Here is a 17,052-nt window from a genome sequence, read left to right as displayed (position 1 = left end):
AGGGGCGCCCCGCCCGGCACTCACAGGGCGAGGGAGACCGTGAGGCGTATGTCGCGCCCGGCGAGCGGGGCGTAATCCTTGAGCAGGCTGGCATGGCGCCGCGCCTCGACATCGAAGATGTTGTTGGCTTGCAGGGAGAAGGAGACCCGCTGGTTCGCGATGGCGGGCTTCCAGGTCAGCCCGGCGTTGACGAAGGTGTAGGCGGGCGTAACGGTCTCGCGCGCGCTCACCCGGTCCTGCTTGAAGGCATGTTCGATCTCGCCGCGCACAGACCATTCGCCGGCATCGAGCGTGGCACCGCCAAGCAGCCGCAGCGGCGGGATGCGCGGGACAGGCTCGCCGCTGTCGAGCGTTGCGCGCGTGAAGTCGGCCAGACCATCCAGGCGCAGTTCGGTGCGACCGAATGTCGCTGCCGTCCAATCCGCCTGGATCTCCGCGCCATAATATTCCGCGCCGGATTGCAGATAGGCAAAGCAGGGGAATTCGAGCGAGGTCGCGCCGCTGGCCGCGAGACAGGCGCTGTCATCGACGATGGAATCGTAAATGAACCGATCGAACTTGTTGTAGAAGCCCGAGACGGTGAGGTGGAAGTCCTGGCCCCGCCCGTGCAGCGTACCCTCGACGCCCCAGCCGCGCTCGGTGCCGAAATTCGGGTTGCCAAGCTCAAAAGCCTGCGTGCCGGCATGGTTGCCGCGCGCGAAGAGTTCGTCTGCCGTGGGTGCGCGCTCGACCCGGGAGAGGTTGACGCCGACCCGCCAGTCGGTCGCGATGGCATAGCTGGCGCCCAGCGATCCCGACACCGTGTCGAAGTTGCGGCGATAGTCCGGCGAGCCAAGGTCGCTGTCCTGCGCCGCCTCGATGCGGTTGTGCTCGAACCGCGCGCCGGCCTCCAGCCGCACCTTGCCGAGATCGAGCGCCTGCAGCGTGAACAGACCCCAGGTCTCGCTGTCGATGGCCGGCAGGAACTTCTCCTCGCCTTCGATGTGGCTCTTGCGCAGCAGCATCTGGCCACCGATCGCGCCTTCCCATCCGCCCCGCCGCGCCTGAACGAGATCGAGCCGGGTTTCGAGGCCTTGCGTGAAGAAGCGGGTGTGGATGTCCTGCCCGTCAAGCGACATTTCGGCATGTTCGTAATCGGCCCAGCCGGCGCGCAGGCGGATCTGGTCGAGCAATCCGCCGCCGACATTCACTTGCGCGCGCAGATCGGCACGGGTCTGCTTCATCTGGATTTTGACTTCCTCGGCGCCGTGCTCGTGCTCGCCTTCTTCGCCCTCGATCGCGCCTTCGTCCTCATGATCCTCGTGCGTCACGTAGCGGATCGGCAGGCCATAGGTGAATTGCGAGCGGCCGACCGAGAAGCCGAGGGACCCGCCGGAATCGATGTAGTTGAGGCCGCCGGTATAGCTCCAGCCTTCGATGGCGGAATTGGGGATGCGCCCGCGCAGCCCGGCGAGGTCGCGAATGTCGGCTTCGTCGCTTTCCAGCGCTTCGGCGCGCGGCTCGGTGCCCAGCACATAGCCGCCGCTGCGCAGATCGCCGGTTTCGATCCAGCTGCCATCGGCATGGAAGACGAAGCCGCCGCCCAATGCAATATCGGTCTTGCCGGCGAGCGATTTCTCGCGGGCGGCGCTGCCGAATGTGCCGGTAGCGGCCAGATCGAAGCCGCCTTCGGGCAGATGTGTGGGAATGCGCGTGTCGATGACATTGACGACGCCGCCGACCGCGGACGAACCATAGAGCAACGCTGCAGGGCCGTGGAGCACCTCGATCCGGTCGGCGAGCAGCGGATTGATTGCGACGGCATGGTCCACCGAGGTGGCGGACGCGTCGAAGCTGCCGATCCCGTCGGTGAGCAGGCGGATGCGGTCGCCCGAGAAGCCGCGCAGGATCGGGCGAGAGGCGCCGGGGCCGAAGGACGTGGAAGAAACGCCCGGCTGCCGGGCCAGCGTCTCGCCCAGGCTCGGGCGGATGTCGCGGGCCAGCTCCTCGCCGGTGAGGACGGATGTGCCCCCAAGCACATCGATATGCGAGCGCGGGATGATCGCGGTGACGACGATGTTCTCTGGGCGATCGTCATGGCCATGCGCTTCGCCGGTATCCGGCGGCGGCTGGCGCTGCGCCAGAGCGGGGGCGGCGAACAGCGCGGCGCTGGAGAGAAGGGCAGAGAGGGCGGCGGCATGCGCGAGGCGCGGACGGAAATTGTTTTTCATATGTTATAACGTAACGAGTGAAAAAATGCTGCGCAAGCGAAATGTCCTTCGGCGTTCGCTTCGTGCGAATTCTGACGCGGCAGCAGGGCGGGGCGCGTCAGGCGCGCCGAAGACGCGGCATCCGAGGGGAACCGGCGTCGCTCGCGACCGATCGGATCGCGCTTATCGCGTGTGGCTGGACCCGCCGCCTGCCGACTGAGCGGACGCAGCAGCGCTTGAGGCATTGCTCGCTGCCATTTCCCTCGGCTCCGTCTTCGCAGGCTCAGGAAGGCCGGCGCGCAGGCGCTTGAGTTCGGAAAGGCGGCCCTTGAAGGCGCGCAGTTCGGCGCCCGCCAGTTGGGCCGTCTCTGTGAACTTCACGCTCGCCGGATTGATCGTGCGGCCATTGCGATAGAGCTCGTAGTGCAGGTGCGGCCCCGTGGAGAGGCCTGTCGAGCCGACATAACCGATGACCTGCCCGCGCTTGACGCGCTGACCAGCGGCGACGGCGATGCGGCTCATATGACCATAGCCCGAGCCAAGGCTGCCGCCATGCTCGATCTTGACGTACTTGCCGTGGCCGCCGTGCCAACCGGAATAGGTCACCCGGCCGTCGCTCACCGCATAAATGGGTGTGCCAGTGCTGGCGGCGAAGTCGAGGCCAGCATGCATCCGGCTGTAGCCGAGGATCGGATGCCTGCGCATGCCATAGCCGGAGCTCTGTCGTCCGCTTACCGGACGGGCGAGAACGCCGCGCCGCTCACCGACGCCGGATGCCTCGAACCACTGCGCGCGGCCGGCCTGCGTCCAGCGCAGCAGGTTGATGTCCTTGCCGCGCTGCCGCTGCAGCCCTGCGAACAGCAGCTCTCCGGTCTCGCTTTCACCGGTCGCGGCGCGGCGATGGGCGACGATGATATCGAACGTATCGCCAGCCCGCAGGCCGTTGCCGACATTGACCTGCGCCGACAGCACCTTGAGATAGGCCTGGATCGTCGACGGATCGGCGCCGGCTGCGCGGGCAGAGCGGTAGAGGCTGTCACCCACCTGGCCGCGAATGCGCAGTGGCGTGTTGTCCACAATGATGGGAATGCGGCGCAGCGTCAGCGCGCCATCCTGCCGGGTGATTTCCAGAGCCAGCTCGAGCTTCGCGCGGAGGGACAGATGATCCAGCGGGCGTGCGACATTGCGATTGGCGCGCCGGCCGAGCACGATGCGCACGCGGGTGCCGGGCGCGATCGTGGCAGGATCGACGGCCTGCCGGATCAGCGCCATCGCCGCGCTGGCATCATTGCTGCTGATGCCGGCGCGCGAAAGAGTGTGCGCGAAGCTGTCGCCAGTGCCGACGGCGGCATCCAGCTCGATCTGCGGGCGCTCGGGTGTCTCGCGCAGTGGCGCGACCAGATCGGTCGGCCCCATGCGCTTGCCTGTATCGGCCCCGAGCGCCGAGGCGCTGATCATCTGCGAGCGATACTGGTCCAGCTGCTCCGTGGAGAGCGGCGCGGGCTGTGCGCCGGGAACGGTCAGGACGCCGGGCGCGGACATGACCATGATGCCGCACAGCGAAAAGCAGGTGATGAGGCCGCGCCACCAGGTCCGGCTACCGATGTTCTGGCCAAGATCGGGCGCGAGATCGACGCGATGCGCCCAGTCCTGCACCCGCTCGCGCCAGTCGCCAGAGCGGAGCGGTGCGAGCACCTTCGCCGGGCTGTTGAGCCAAAGCGTACCGGTGCCGGCGCCCTGCGTGGGGCTAAGCTCGATCTTCTGAAACACGAATTGATGCGCCCCTGACGGCTTCTGCCACGCTGTCGCGACTGCCAAACGTCGCGCTTTGTTTGTAAACGCAGCGGGTTAAAGTCAAATAAAGACACAATATCGGCCCAAAGCTTGCGGCGAGTTGTGCGCAATCGTCGGCTGGTTGCGGAACCATCCCTAATTCATGCGCTGTCTGGATTGAGCCTTGCCGTTAGCCACGCCGCGCTCCATGTGTCAGACAATCATGTCGAGCTACGAGCCTGCAGCTCTCAAGGCGGTCCTGGGACCGACCAACACGGGCAAGACCCATCTGGCAATTGAGCGGATGTGCGGCCATTCGAGCGGGCTCATGGGGTTTCCGCTCCGCTTGCTGGCGCGTGAGGTTTACGAGCGCGTGGTGCGAATCAAGGGCGCCGACCAAGTCGCCTTGCTGACCGGCGAGGAACGAATCGCGCCGCCGGGCGCCCGTTATGTGCTGGCGACTGCCGAGGCGATGCCGGTTCGCGGCGGCTTCGGCGCCTTCTCAGACTTCGCGTTCGTGGCGGTGGATGAGATCCAGCTCGCCGCTGACCCCGAGCGCGGCCACATCTTCACCGACCGGATGCTGAATGCCCGTGGGCGCGAGGAGACGATGCTGCTCGGCTCGGCGAGCATGGCGCCCTTGGTGCGCACGCTGCTGCCCAAGGCGGAAATCGTGACGCGGCCGCGCTTCTCCACCCTGCGCTACAGCGGGCCGCAGAAACTCTCCCGCCTGCCGCGCCGCTGCGCCGTCGTCGCTTTCTCCGTCGAGGAGGTGTACCGCGTCGCTGAAATGCTGCGCCGGCATCGCGGGGGCGCGGCGATCGTCATGGGGGCGCTCAGCCCTGCGACGCGCAATGCGCAGGTCGCGATGTTCGAGGCAGGGGAGGTCGATTATCTGGTCGCCACGGATGCCATCGGCATGGGGCTCAATCTTAACGTCGATCACGTCGCCTTCGCGTCGCTCCGCAAGTTCGACGGGCGGCGGACACGCCGCCTGACCGTGTCTGAAATGGCGCAGATTGCCGGGCGCGCCGGGCGTCACCAGCGGGACGGGACATTCGGCGATGTCGGCGCGGCGGATGGCGAGCCGGCTTTTTCCGCCGAGGAGGTGGAGCGGATCGAGGAGCATCGCTTCGACCCCATCGAGCAGATTTTCTGGCGGGAAGCGGACCTGCCGATGGATGACATCGACACGCTGATCGAGGCGCTACTGGATCGTCCGGAGCGCGCGGGCTTGCGCGCGGCGCCCGAAGCGATCGACCTGGCGGTGCTGCAATATCTCGCCGACCTGCCAGACGTGCGCGCACGGGTGCGGGGCCGGGGGCAGGTCGCACGGCTCTGGGCGGCCTGTTCCGTGCCGGATTTCCAGAAGCTCGGCATTGAGCATCATGCGCGCACCATCCACCGCCTGTGGACGTGGCTGAGCCAGGGCAGCGGCCATATTCCGCAGGATTGGTTCGCAGCGCAGCTCGCCCGGCTGGACAATGTGCAGGGCGATGTCGATGCGCTGGCCGGGCGGATCGGCGCCGTGCGAATCTGGGCCTATGTCGCCCAGCGGGACGATTGGCTGACCCAGCCTGTCGAGATGGCGGCGCGCGCGCGGGCGCTGGAAGAGCGGCTTTCCGATGCGTTGCACGGCGCATTGAAGCAGCGTTTCGTCGATCGGCGCGCCTCCGCCTTGCTTCGGCGCGGCGGTGATGCCAAGGCGTTTTTGTCAGTGGACGTCGACGGCGCAGGCAATGTAACAGTCGATGGTCACAGGATCGGTACGATGCGGGGCTTCCGCTTCATCGTCGATCCCTTGGCGAGAGCGAATGAGAAGCGGCTGCTGCTGGCCGCTGCCGAACGGAGACTGGGTGCGCATTTGAACGAGATGGCTCAGGCATTGCTGGCGGTGGACGATAAAGCGTTCACTCTCGCCAGCCCTCCCGGCGGTGATGCGCAGATCATCTGGAACGGGCACCCGGTCGCGACATTGAAGGCAGGGCAGCGTCTGCTCGCGCCTGAAATGACGCTGGATGCGGGGCTCTCCAGCCTCGTCCCGGAAATTCAGCAGGGCGTGCGCGATCGGCTCGCGCTCTGGCTCAAGAATCAATTCGAGCGCCACATTCCGGCGCTGCTGAAGATGGAGGCCGGCTCCACGGAGGCCGAACTGCCCGCGACCGTGCGCGCCGTGCTCGCGCAACTGGCGGACGCCGGCGGCATCGTACCGCGCAACACGCTGGATGAAGCGCTCGGGCAGGTCGCCAAGGAAGACCGCACACATTTGCGCAAGGCCGGCGTGGTGATCGGCGTCATGGATTTGTATCATCCCGGCCTGATGAAGCCGGCGGCGGCGCAATGGCGCATGGTGCTGCTCTCGCTGAAATCCGGCAAACCATTGGTGGCGCTGCCCGCGCCGGGCGCGGTGTTGCTGCAGAGCGGTGGCGGCGAAGAGCGCAAGGCGAGTGCGCCGAGCGAAGCGGTGGAAGCCGGCGACGTCGCAGTGCCGGTTGAGGTCGAAGCGTCCGCTGAAGCGCCGGCACCAGTCGAGGCTCCCGCATCCGAAACGCCGGCAGTTGCTGAGGCGCCCGCACCTGCCAAGGTCGCCAAGCCTGTCGTGCCGATCGACGAGATTGGCGCGCGCATTGCCGGGTTCCGCAAGCTGGGCGAGGCCTGGCTGCGCATCGATATGGCCGAACGGCTCGCGCGCGGGGCGCACGAGGCGATTGCTGCCGGCAAGCCCTATGGCGCCGACGATCCGACCATCGTCTCCATTGGCCTGAATGAAGCGAGCTTCCTGGAACTGATGCGGCAGGCGGGGTTCCGCCCCGTGCTCGATGCGGCGGAAGGCGCGCCCAACTGGCAGTTCCGTGGCCGGCCCAAGCCGCGTCCGAAATTCGAGGGTCCGCGCAATCGCGGCGGCAATCGTCGTCCGGCCCAGCAGGGGCGGCAGGATCAGGATGGCCAGTCCCAAGCGGCCGGCGATGGCCCGCGCAACCGCCCGGATCGGCGCGGCAAGGCGGGTGAGGGTGGCCCGCGGCGTGAACGGGACAAGCGCCCGGATCGCGACAATCGTCCCGATCGCGGCCCGAGGCCGGATCGTGGTCCCCGACCGGACCGTGACGGCGGTGGTCGCGGGCGGCCGATCGTCGCCACGGGCAAGGCCTTGGCCGGTCTTGGCGCCTTGTTCGGCCGAGAGGACTGACTTTCTGGCGAGGCAGCGGGATGAGGGCGCATCGACCGGCCATGGACCGAGTTTGCGCCTCGACAAATTCCTCTGGTTCGTGCGCCTGTCCCCCAGTCGTTCTAGCGCGCAGGCGCTCGCGGAGCGGGGCATCGTGCGCATCAATGGCCGCCGGATCGAGCGGGCGCACGCGCCGGTGCGTGTGGGTGACCTGCTCACCTTGCCGCAGGGCAATGTCATTCGCGTGATCCGCGTGGAACATCTGCCGGAGCGGCGTGGCCCGGCCCCCGAGGCCCAGCTTTGCTACAGTGCGATCACGCCCGGCGCCGACCCGGATACGACGGTGATGCCCCGATAAAGTTAAGCTACGCGCAATCCTTGCCCTTGCCTGTTGACCCTGTGGCGGCGCGCGCATATCGCGATCAGCGAAAACCAAGCTAGGAAAGCCAGCCATGACCTATGTCGTGACCGACGCGTGCATTCGCTGCAAATATATGGACTGCGTGGAAGTATGCCCGGTGGATTGCTTCTATGAGGGCGAGAACATGCTCGTCATCAATCCCAACGAGTGCATCGACTGCGGCGTGTGCGAGCCGGAATGCCCGGCTGAGGCGATCCTGCCCGATACCGAGAGCGGTCTCGAGCAGTGGCTTGAGGTGAACACCAAATATTCCGCCGAGTGGCCGAATATCACGACCAAGCGCGAACCCCCCGCGGATGCTGAAGAGCATAAGGGTGAGGCCGGCAAGTTCGACAAATATTTCTCGCCTGAGCCGGGCGAAGGCGGCTGAGCCTTACGCACAACTGACTGTATTCGCCTGCAATTGCGGGCGGATGCGGTCCCTCGCGATGCCGACCTAGTGGCTCGCGAAGGACTAAGGGCGGGTTCGGAACGAGCCCGCTACGGTTGGGCCAGATGAACTCTCCAGACCAGCGCGACACGCCATCCATAGTGTGTCGGCGTGCGATATGCCGCAAAATATCAGATTACCTCCGGTTAGGCTGGTAATTTTGTTGCGAATCTGTTAAACCCGCCGGGAAGTGACACCCCTCGTCACTCAGGAGTATTCGCGCATGGCCTGTGGCTGGCACCTGCACATCTGCATTCTCGCAAATCTGCATTCTCAACGTGCCGCGTAACTCAGCCAAGAATACAAACAGATAGAAGAAAGGTTCGCAAGAATGGCTGCAAAAGCGCTGTCTTTTGATGTCGGCGACTATGTTGTCTATCCGAAGCACGGCGTCGGCCGGGTGATCGAGCTGCAAAGCCAGAAGATCGCCGGGATCGACCTCGAGCTTTATGTGCTGCGTTTCGAGAAGGAGCGGATGACCCTCCGCGTCCCGACGAACAAGGCCGAAAGCGTGGGGATGCGCAAGCTCTCCTCGGACAAGACACTGGGCGAGGCACTCGAAACCCTCAAGGGCAAGCCGAAGGTGAAGCGGACGATGTGGTCGCGCCGCGCACAGGAGTATGAAGCCAAGATCAATTCCGGCGATCTGGTGTCGATCGCGGAAGTGACGCGCGACCTGTTCCGGGCGGACGATCAGCCCGAGCAGAGCTATTCCGAGCGTCAGATCTTCGAAGCCGCCTCCAGCCGTCTGGCGCGTGAACTCGCGGCGATGGAAGAGGTGGACGAGGCGACGGCTCTCAAGAAGATCCTCCAGATCCTCAACGAGGCCGCCCCGAAATATGCCAAGGAACGCGTAGAGTAATCGAGGCTTCTTCCTTAGAGCCCAAGAGACGGCGCCCCTTGTGGGCGCCGTTTTTTGTTGGGGCGCGTCCACGCCAAGGGCATCGTCCATAGTCATCTCGTCACGATGGGACCTCGTGTTGGCGACTTGGGGCGACACATCTGCTATGCTCGCGCTCATGAACTGCTTCGGGGGAAGACCGTCATGACATCAGGTGCCGCGCGCCGGGCGATCCGGCTGCTGATGCTCGTTGCCGCCGCTGGCGGACTGTCAGCGGCCCATGCAGCGAACCGCACCTATATCGTGACCGATTTTGATAGCATCCGCGTCGAGGGACCACTGGAAGTCTCCCTTGAAACCGGGCGCGGGGCGTCCGCGCGGGGCGAGGGAGATCGTGCCACGTTGGATGCCCTGCAACTGACGGTGTCCGCACGCACGCTGACGGTGCGCCTCCGCGCGCCCGTGGCCGGCGCTGCAGGGGCGCAGGGCGCCCGGGGCACCGCGCGGCTCGCTCTCACAGCACCGAGCTTGCGCCGGGTGCAACTTGTGGGCTCTGGTTTGCTGCGCGTGAAGGGCCTTAGCAAGGCGGCTGCCGATGTGAACCTCGTGGGCAGCGGTCGCATCGAGGTGAGGGGAATCGAGATCGACGATCTCAAGCTCGTGCAGGGCGGGGCGGGCAGCACGCTCCTGTCCGGGCGAGCGCGCAAGGTGCAGATCGGCCTCTCCGGCAGCGGCACGCTCGATGCGAGCGACCTGCGCGCCGTGGACCTTGAGCTCGCGGTGGATGGCGCCGCGACGGCCGAAACCTTAGCCGAACGAACCGCCAAAGTGATGCTGGTGGGAACCGGCAGCGCGGTGGTGAAGGGACGCCCCGCCTGTACCGTGCGCCAGGTCGGGAGTGGGCTGGTACGCTGCGGAAACCCTGCGCCTTGAGGTAAAAGAAAGGGCGCCGGAAATCCGACGCCCTTTCTCTATGCAATTCTGAGAGTCAGGTCGATCAGGCGAACTGAACCTTCGCGGCGCGGCGGCGCATCAGCATGCCTGCCAGGCCGAGACCGGCAACCATCAGTGTCCAGGTGGCGGGCTCCGGCACGGGAGCCGGGACCGGCGCTGCGCCTGTCTTGTAGATGGTCGCGTTCGAGCCGCTGGCGAACTGGAGATTGAGCAGGTCGATGCCGTCGGTGCCAGCATCGAATTTGTAGAACGCGGTGATGTTGTTGGCGAGCGGCTGACCCTTGCCCGACGGATTGGGAATGTTGCCGAAGTGCACGCCGATGTAGGTCGTGCCGTACATCATCGTGTCGAAATTCAGGGTGGTGGTCGAGATCCAGGGCGAACCGGAAACCTTCTCCACGGCGCTGGAAAACGCGTTGGGAAGCGTCAAGCCGAGCAGGGCCAGCGCGGACGTCTGATCTCCCGTGGTCGCCTGACTGGCCAGATTGCCATTGTAGAAGCCGACGCAGCTGAAGCTCGAACTCGCCGTGAGGCCAATGTCCGATGCGGAGCAGCTTGCGGCAGAGCTGACAAGCGCAGCCTGAGCCGGCTGAACGGCAAAAGCAGCACAGGTCACCAGCGATGCGATGAGGATCTTACGCATGTATCGAACTTCCCGACTGAGCGTTCTCGGCTCGTTTCCTTGGCAGGCCTGCCTTCGTCCCAACGGAGGCTTCCTGATGACCGAGCATGTAGAGGCGCCAGCAAAAAGGGGCGAGGTCGTTAAGGATAGTTTCCTGGCCCTTCCGGGCGCTGTCCGACATTGGCACTGTTTTGCAGCAAGGATTAACGCGCGTGGAGAATCGGGATGATCGTTTGCAAGGCGCTGCCGCCCGCCGCAGCTAGATCCGATCCGCCTGCACCACGGCGTCCACGGCCCGCAACGCCGAGAGAATTCGGGCGACGTGGCTCGCATCTTCCACCTCGAGATCGATGAGATCGGTGTGGAACGGGCCTTCGCGGTTCACCAGTTGCAGGTTGAGGATATTGGCCTTGTTGACCGCGAAGATGTTGGCCACCGTCGCCAGAGCACCGGGCTGGTTCTTCAGGATGACCGAAAGGCGCGCGGTGCCGCCCTTGGCTTCGCTGTCCCAGCTGAGGTCCACCCAGTCGGCATCCTGACCGGTCTCCAGCACGAGGCAATCGATGGTGTGTACCTCGATTGGTTCGCCCGGCCGCCGCAGGCCGACGATGCGGTCGCCCGGAACGGGATGACAGCATTCTGATAGGGTGAAGGCGATGCCCGGGGTCAGGCCGATGATCGAGACCGCCTGCGCCTGCTTCTTGCGCCGCCGCGCCGCGCCGGGTGCGTCCTCCGCACTGCCGGGCACAAGGGCGTTCATCACCTCCTCGTCCGAGATGCGGTTGGTAGCGATGGCGATCATCAGCGCGGCCTTGTCTTCCAGCTTGAGCCGCTTGATCGCCGCTTTCTCCGCCTTGTCGCCAATCTCGACCGGCAGGCGCAGCACGATCTCCTCGTAGAGCTTCTCGCCCAGTGCGATCGTCTCGGTGCGCTGCTTCTGGCGGATGAACCGGCGGATCGCTGCGCGCGCCTTGCCGGTGATCGCGAAGCTGAGCCAGCCGGGCTGGGGCTCCTGCGCATCGGACTTGAGGATCTCGACCTGGTCGCCATTCTCAAGCTGCGTGCGCAGCGGCATGACGCGCCCATTGATCTTCGCACCCACGGTCTGGTTGCCGAGCGTGGTGTGGACGGCATAGGCAAAATCGACCGGCGTCGATCCCTTGGGCAGTTGTTGCAACTCTCCCTTGGGGGTGAAGGCGAAGATCCGATCCTGATACATCGCCATGCGGGTGTGCTCGAGCAACTCCTCCGCATCGTGGCTCTGCTCGAGGATTTCGACGAGATCGCGCAGCCAGCCGGCCTGCCCGTCGGGCCGCGCGCCGGACTGCTTGTAGGCCCAGTGGGCGGCAAGGCCGAACTCGCTATCCTGATGCATTCGTTCCGAGCGGATTTGCACCTCGATGCGGGCATTCTCCTCGTGGATCACGGTGGTGTGCAGCGACTGATAGCCATTGCGCTTGGGCGTGGAGATGTAATCCTTGAACCGCCCGGGCACCATCTTGAAGCGCTGGTGGATGAGGCCCAGGGCGCGGTAGCAATCGTCCGTGCTGTCGGTGACGACCCGGAACGCCATGATGTCCGTCAGCTGCTCGAAGCTGATGTGGCGCTCCTGCGTCTTGCGCCAGATCGAGTAGGGATGCTTTTCGCGACCGGAGACCGTGACGTGCATGCCCGCTGAGGTGAGCATATTTTGCAGCTGCGTCGAGATGCGGGCGACCTTGCTTTCGCCGCCTTCCTTGAGCAGGGCAAGACGCTTGGTGACGCTGTCATAGGCATCGGGCTCAAGCTGCTGAAAGGCAAGGAGCTGCATTTCGCGCATGAACTCGTACATGCCGATGCGCTCGGCGAGCGGCGCGTAGATATCCATCGTCTCGCGGGCGATGCGGCGGCGCTTTTCCTCATTCTTGATGAAGTGCAGCGTGCGCATATTGTGCAGCCGGTCGGCCAGCTTGACGAGCAGCACGCGAATATCGTCCGACATGGCGAGCAGGAACTTGCGCAGATTCTCGGCCGCCCGCTGGCTCTCGCTCTGCGCCTCGATCTTGCTGAGCTTGGTCACGCCATCGACAAGCCGGGCGACGTCCTGCCCGAACAGCCGCTCAATCTCCGCTGTGGTGGTGAGCGTATCCTCGATCGTATCGTGCAGCAGGGCGGTGACGATGGTCTTATCGTCGAGGAACAGATCGGTCAGAATGCCTGCGACTTCAATCGGATGACTGAAATAGGGATCGCCACTGGCGCGTTTTTGCGTGCCATGCTTGGCGACCGAAAACACATAGGCGCGGTTGATCAGGGCCTCATCGGCATCCGGGTCATAGCCTTTGACCCTCTCGACCAGTTCATATTGACGCAACATCGTCGCGCAACATGGTGGGCGGACCCCGTGCAGCGCAACAAAAAACTCGCGCTGCAGCGGCCGGGGAGGGGGAAGTTGTCCCCTCAACGCCACGCTCCGCCCGATCCGTGCGACGAAGGCACAGTCGAGCGCACTCGCCATTTGGCGCGGCGCGCCGAATGCGCTAGCGTCGCTGGCCATGGCTGAACGCAAGGGTCTTGATGCATTTGAGGGCTGCGCCCTGCCGGCCGCGCTCGAAACGATGGGCGAGCGGTGGTCGTTCATGATCCTGCGCGCCTGCTTCAGCGGCATCGTTTATTTCGAGGATTTCCAATGCGCGCTCGGCATCGCCCGCAACATCCTGTCCAATCGGCTGGGCAAGCTGGTTGCGAGGGGAATCCTCACCCGTGAGCCGGTCGCCAATGACAAGCGCCGTGTCGCTTACGGCCTTACCGAGAAAGGCAAAGCCTTGATGCCGGTGATGATTGCGCTGCGCCAGTGGGGGGAGCGCTGGGAACCGGTGCCACCTGCGCGCCGGATTCTGGCGGATAGCCGGGACCGGCAGCCAGTCCGCGAGGTGCGCTTGCAGGCCGCCGATGGCCGGCTGCTCGACTATCAGGATCTGTGCTGGATCGAGGCGCCGGCCGCGGCCGATGAGGAGCCGGATTGCACCGCCGCGCCCTTGCGCGCGATGGGGGCCGCGCGTTGAGCCCGCCGATGACCTCCGTGCTCGTCATCCGCCGTCGGCCGTTCTTTGAGGACAAGAACAAGGCGTTTTGGACCTTGCAGGCGGTCGGATGGACCGGCGCGTTCCTCCTGCGCGCCGTCTCCGGCATCGCCAATGGCCAGCCGATGTCCTTCCTGGTGCCGGTGCTGATCTCGACGATCACCGGCTATTCGCTGACGCTGCTGATGGCGGTGGGCTATCGCTTCCTGCTGCGGCAGACGCCGATCGTCACCTGGACCGCCTCGATCGTCATCGCGATCGTCGCGGGCGGAACATCGGCCTTTATCGACGCCTGGGTGTTCACAACGCTCAACCAGTCGGGCGATGGCTCCAGTCTCAAGCTGTTCTTGGGAGCCTTTTACCTCAATTTCACGCTGCTGGGGGCGTGGTCGGCGCTCTATTACGCGATTAATTTCTACATCACGGTAGAAGAGCAGGCCGACCAGTTGCAGTTGCTGGAGAGCCAGGCGAGCAGCGCTCAACTGGCCATGCTGCGCTATCAGCTCAATCCGCATTTTCTGTTCAATACGTTGAACAGCATTTCCACGCTGGTGCTGCTCAAGCAGACCGAGCGTGCCAATGCGATGCTCTCCCGCCTTTCGGCCTTCCTGCGCTACACGCTGATCAACGAGCCGACCGCGCAGGTGACGCTGGAGCAGGAGGTGGAGACGCTCAAGCTGTATCTGGAAATCGAGAAAATGCGCTTCGAGGATCGTCTGCGCCCGATCTTCGACATTCATCCGGCGGTCGCCTCCGCGCGACTTCCTTCGCTGCTGCTGCAACCTTTGGTCGAGAACGCCATTAAATATGCCGTAACCCCCCAGGAGGAGGGCGCGGATATCGTGGTCACAGCGCAGCCTGTCGGCGAAAACGTGCGGATCGTCGTTTCGGACACCGGTCCCGGCTTGAATGGGAGCGATCAGCGCATGACGAAGGGTACGGGTGTGGGCCTTGCCAACATTCGTGACCGATTGGTTCAGGCGTTCGGGGAACGCCAGAATATGGAAACGCGTTCACCACCCGAGGGGGGCTACAGCGTCATCATCGAGATGCCGTTCATTACCGCCGAACCATCAAGGGTAGCCGCATGACCATACGCACCATTCTCGTCGACGATGAAAGCCTCGCCATTCAGGGGCTGAAGCTCCGCCTGGAGGCTCATCCCGACGTTGAGATCGTGGAGACGTGCACCAACGGTCGCGAAGCGATCCGCGCGATCAAGACACACAAGCCCGATCTCGTCTTTCTCGATATCCAAATGCCCGGCTTTGACGGCTTCTCCGTGGTCCAGGGGGTGATGGAGGTCGAACCGCCGCTCTTCATCTTCGTGACGGCTTATTCCGATCACGCGCTGCGAGCCTTTGAGGCCAAGGCGATCGATTATCTGATGAAGCCGGTGGAGGAGCAGCGCCTTGCCGATGCGCTCGACCGTGCCCGCACCCGCCTGCATGAGAAGAAGCAGGTGGAGGAAGCCGGCCGCCTGCGCGAAGTGCTGGCAGAGGTCGCGCCGGACGCGGTGTCTGAGATGCCGGCAGAGGCTGAGGCGCCTTCGTCCAGCCGCTATGAAAAGCTCATCAACATCAAGGACCGTGGGCAGATCTTCCGCATCGACGTCGATACGATCGAACGCATCGACGCCGCGGGCGATTATATGTGCATCTACACTGCAGATAATTCGCTGATCCTGCGCGAGACGATGAAGGATCTGGAAAAGCGCCTCGATCCCCGCAATTTCCAGCGCATCCATCGCTCGACCATCGTCAACCTGTCGCAGGTTCGTCAGGTCAAGCCGCATACCAATGGCGAGTGCTTCCTGATCCTTGAATCCGGCAGCCAGGTGAAGGTGAGCCGCTCCTATCGCGACGTGGTCGCGCGCTTCGTGCACTAAGAGCGCCACCGCTCAGGTGATGCGACTGAAAAGAAAGGCCGGTCCCTTGCGGGTCCGGCCTTTCCATTTGCCTGGGAGGCAGAAGCTCGGCTGTCAGGCTGCTCAGCAGCGGCTGTCGGCCTTGTCGATCGCGCGGCCGGCAATCGCGCCCACGGCGCCGCCGATGATCACGCCCGCGGTCTTGTCACCACGGCGACCGGCGACCTCATGGCCGAGCAGGCCACCGGCAAGGGCGCCGATGATCGTGCCGCCCGTGCCATTGTCACGGCAGCGGTTGTCGTAGCGATAGTTGCGACGATCCGAATAACGGGCATCTCGGTAATCACGATAGTCGCGGTCGTTGTAGCGATAGTCACGGCCATAATCGCCGCGATAGTCACGATAATGGTCGCGAGCCATGGCCGGAGCCGTGACGCCGAAGGAGGTTGCGACCATGGTGGCGGCCGCCGTGATGCTGAGGAACTTGCGTGCAGTCATGGTCTTGCTCCTTGAAATCCTTTGGCGGGCATCTTGCGGCACGGTGGCCACGCCTTGTCCGTCATGATCTCTGTTTAGACGCCATCCGTTGAGCCAAAGCTGAATGGACATTTTAGCCAAGGTTCAGCTTTGCCGACCTGACGTCGCTTGGCTGGCGCGCTGCCCGAGGGCGCGCTAGGAGCAAGGCCATGCGGCGCATCCTGCTCATTCTCGCCCTCTTCATTCTGCTGATGAATGGCCGCCACCCGGCGCTTTCTCCGGGTCTTGAGAGCGGGCCGCTGCTGATCAAGGCCGAGCCATTGGCGCTGAGGTCGGCCGCAGCCGACGCCACGGCCTTCGGGCCGCTCCGCCTGACGGGCGTCTGGTCCCTGACCAGCGCGCGTGAGGTCTTCGGCGGCATTTCTGCGCTGATGGTGCGCGCTGACGGCAATCTGACCGGGCTGAGCGATTCGGGGGAATTGTTCGAGATCATGCGGCCGGGGCGGCCGGGCGTTGGCAAGGTCCAGTCCCTGCCGCGCTGGGCGGTCGAGCAGGACTGGCCGCGGTGGAAGATGGATTCGGAGAGCCTCGCGCATGACCCGGTGTCGGGGCGCTCCTGGGTGGGGTTCGAGCATCTTCAGCGAATCTGCCGCTATGCGCCCCGGTTTCGCCGTGTCGAAGCCTGTGTGGCGCCGGCGGAAATCAGACATTGGCCATCGACGGGTAGCATCGAATCGCTGGTGCGGTTTGGCGATGGGCGGTTTCTCGCCATTGCGGAGATGGCGCAGGACCGCTCCGGTGCGTTCGAGGCCCTGCTGTGGCAAGGCGATCCTGTCGCGCGGGAGACGCCACCGCCGCTGCGGCTTCGCTATCACGCGCCAGTCGGATACCGGCCGACGGATGCGCTGTGGTTGGGCGGAGACCGGTTACTGGTCCTCAATCGTCGGCTGACACTGGCACATGGCTTTTCGGCGCGGCTGAGCCTTGTGCAGCTGCCTGCGTTCAAGGATGGCGCCGCGCTTTCCGGCACGGTCGTGGCCCGGCTGGAGCCGCCGGGGCTGGCGGATAATTTCGAGGGGCTGGCGCTGGGCTGGGAGGCGGGCCAGCCGATCCTGTGGGTCGTTTCCGACAATAACCGCTTTGCCCTGCAGCGCACCTTGCTGCTGCGCTTCGCCTTGCCGCCCGACTGGATCGGCGAGGGTGTGCGGCCCTGAATCACAGGCACAGAAAAAGGGAAGCGCAGGCACAGA

The 17,052-nt window shown here is 64.7% G+C and carries 14 protein-coding genes; 9 read left to right on the top strand and 5 right to left on the bottom strand.

Going from position 1 to position 17,052, the window contains the following annotated elements; genetic code table 11:
• Positions 1–20: 20 nt before the first annotated feature.
• Entirely contained in the window at positions 21–2,210 is a 2,190-nt protein-coding gene (locus tag M2337_RS16365) for a TonB-dependent receptor (protein WP_264571091.1), read from the bottom strand.
• Between the two features lie 162 nt (positions 2,211–2,372).
• A complete protein-coding gene (locus M2337_RS16360; RefSeq protein WP_264571090.1) occupies positions 2,373–3,959 on the bottom strand; it encodes a M23 family metallopeptidase in 1,587 nt (528 codons plus the stop codon).
• Positions 3,960–4,185: 226 nt separating this feature from the next.
• On the opposite strand from M2337_RS16360, the gene M2337_RS16355 reads away from it, so the two are divergent.
• From M2337_RS16355 to M2337_RS16335, 5 genes are all read left to right on the top strand, one after another.
• Positions 4,186–7,149 carry a helicase-related protein gene (locus tag M2337_RS16355; protein WP_264571089.1) on the top strand — a complete coding sequence of 988 codons (2,964 nt, stop codon included), beginning with the start codon at positions 4,186–4,188 and terminating at the stop codon, positions 7,147–7,149.
• Positions 7,150–7,201: 52 nt separating this feature from the next.
• A complete protein-coding gene (locus M2337_RS16350; protein WP_264571088.1) occupies positions 7,202–7,486 on the top strand; it encodes an RNA-binding S4 domain-containing protein in 285 nt (94 codons plus the stop codon).
• Positions 7,487–7,580: 94 nt separating this feature from the next.
• The gene (gene fdxA / locus M2337_RS16345; protein ID WP_264571087.1) at positions 7,581–7,919 is read left to right on the top strand and encodes a ferredoxin FdxA; all 339 of its coding nucleotides are present in this window, start codon (positions 7,581–7,583) and stop codon (positions 7,917–7,919) included.
• A gap of 391 nt (positions 7,920–8,310) precedes the next feature.
• Positions 8,311–8,841, top strand: a complete 531-nt coding sequence (locus M2337_RS16340; RefSeq protein WP_181560400.1) for a CarD family transcriptional regulator — start codon at positions 8,311–8,313, stop codon at positions 8,839–8,841.
• A gap of 183 nt (positions 8,842–9,024) precedes the next feature.
• Positions 9,025–9,753, top strand: a complete 729-nt coding sequence (locus M2337_RS16335; protein ID WP_264571086.1) for a DUF2807 domain-containing protein — start codon at positions 9,025–9,027, stop codon at positions 9,751–9,753.
• Positions 9,754–9,817: 64 nt separating this feature from the next.
• Here M2337_RS16335 and M2337_RS16330 read toward each other — a convergent pair whose 3' ends face one another.
• Together M2337_RS16330 and M2337_RS16325 are read right to left on the bottom strand one after the other, a co-directional pair.
• Positions 9,818–10,417 carry a PEPxxWA-CTERM sorting domain-containing protein gene (locus M2337_RS16330; protein ID WP_264571085.1) on the bottom strand — a complete coding sequence of 200 codons (600 nt, stop codon included), beginning with the start codon at positions 10,415–10,417 and terminating at the stop codon, positions 9,818–9,820.
• A 238-nt stretch (positions 10,418–10,655) separates the two neighbouring features.
• Positions 10,656–12,752: a RelA/SpoT family protein gene (locus M2337_RS16325; protein WP_181560397.1), complete on the bottom strand. Its 2,097-nt coding sequence runs from the start codon at positions 12,750–12,752 to the stop codon at positions 10,656–10,658.
• Positions 12,753–12,930: 178 nt separating this feature from the next.
• Between M2337_RS16325 and M2337_RS16320 the strand changes: the two genes are divergently transcribed.
• Genes M2337_RS16320 through M2337_RS16310 form a run of 3 tightly spaced genes read left to right on the top strand, consistent with a single transcriptional unit; the run spans position 12,931 to position 15,346 of the window.
• Entirely contained in the window at positions 12,931–13,440 is a 510-nt protein-coding gene (locus M2337_RS16320; RefSeq protein ID WP_264571084.1) for a winged helix-turn-helix transcriptional regulator, read from the top strand.
• Positions 13,441–13,448: 8 nt separating this feature from the next.
• The gene (locus M2337_RS16315; protein ID WP_181560395.1) at positions 13,449–14,549 is read left to right on the top strand and encodes a sensor histidine kinase; all 1,101 of its coding nucleotides are present in this window, start codon (positions 13,449–13,451) and stop codon (positions 14,547–14,549) included.
• On the top strand, positions 14,546–15,346 hold the full coding sequence (locus M2337_RS16310) for a LytR/AlgR family response regulator transcription factor (protein WP_264571083.1): 801 nt from the start codon (positions 14,546–14,548) through the stop codon (positions 15,344–15,346). The genes M2337_RS16315 and M2337_RS16310 overlap by 4 nt, the downstream gene beginning before the upstream one ends.
• A 102-nt stretch (positions 15,347–15,448) precedes the next feature.
• Here the strand turns inward: M2337_RS16310 and M2337_RS16305 are convergent, their stop codons facing one another.
• Positions 15,449–15,823 carry a glycine zipper 2TM domain-containing protein gene (locus M2337_RS16305; protein ID WP_181560393.1) on the bottom strand — a complete coding sequence of 125 codons (375 nt, stop codon included), beginning with the start codon at positions 15,821–15,823 and terminating at the stop codon, positions 15,449–15,451.
• A 188-nt stretch (positions 15,824–16,011) separates the two neighbouring features.
• On the opposite strand from M2337_RS16305, the gene M2337_RS16300 reads away from it, so the two are divergent.
• The gene (locus M2337_RS16300; protein WP_264571082.1) at positions 16,012–17,016 is read left to right on the top strand and encodes an esterase-like activity of phytase family protein; all 1,005 of its coding nucleotides are present in this window, start codon (positions 16,012–16,014) and stop codon (positions 17,014–17,016) included.
• Positions 17,017–17,052 lie beyond the last annotated feature (36 nt).

It is taken from the genome of Sphingobium sp. B2D3A (assembly GCF_025961795.1).
Taxonomy (GTDB): Bacteria; Pseudomonadota; Alphaproteobacteria; order Sphingomonadales; family Sphingomonadaceae; genus Sphingobium.
The sequence above is the reverse complement of the archived record's forward strand: the minus strand, read 5'-3'. Positions and strand labels throughout refer to the sequence as shown.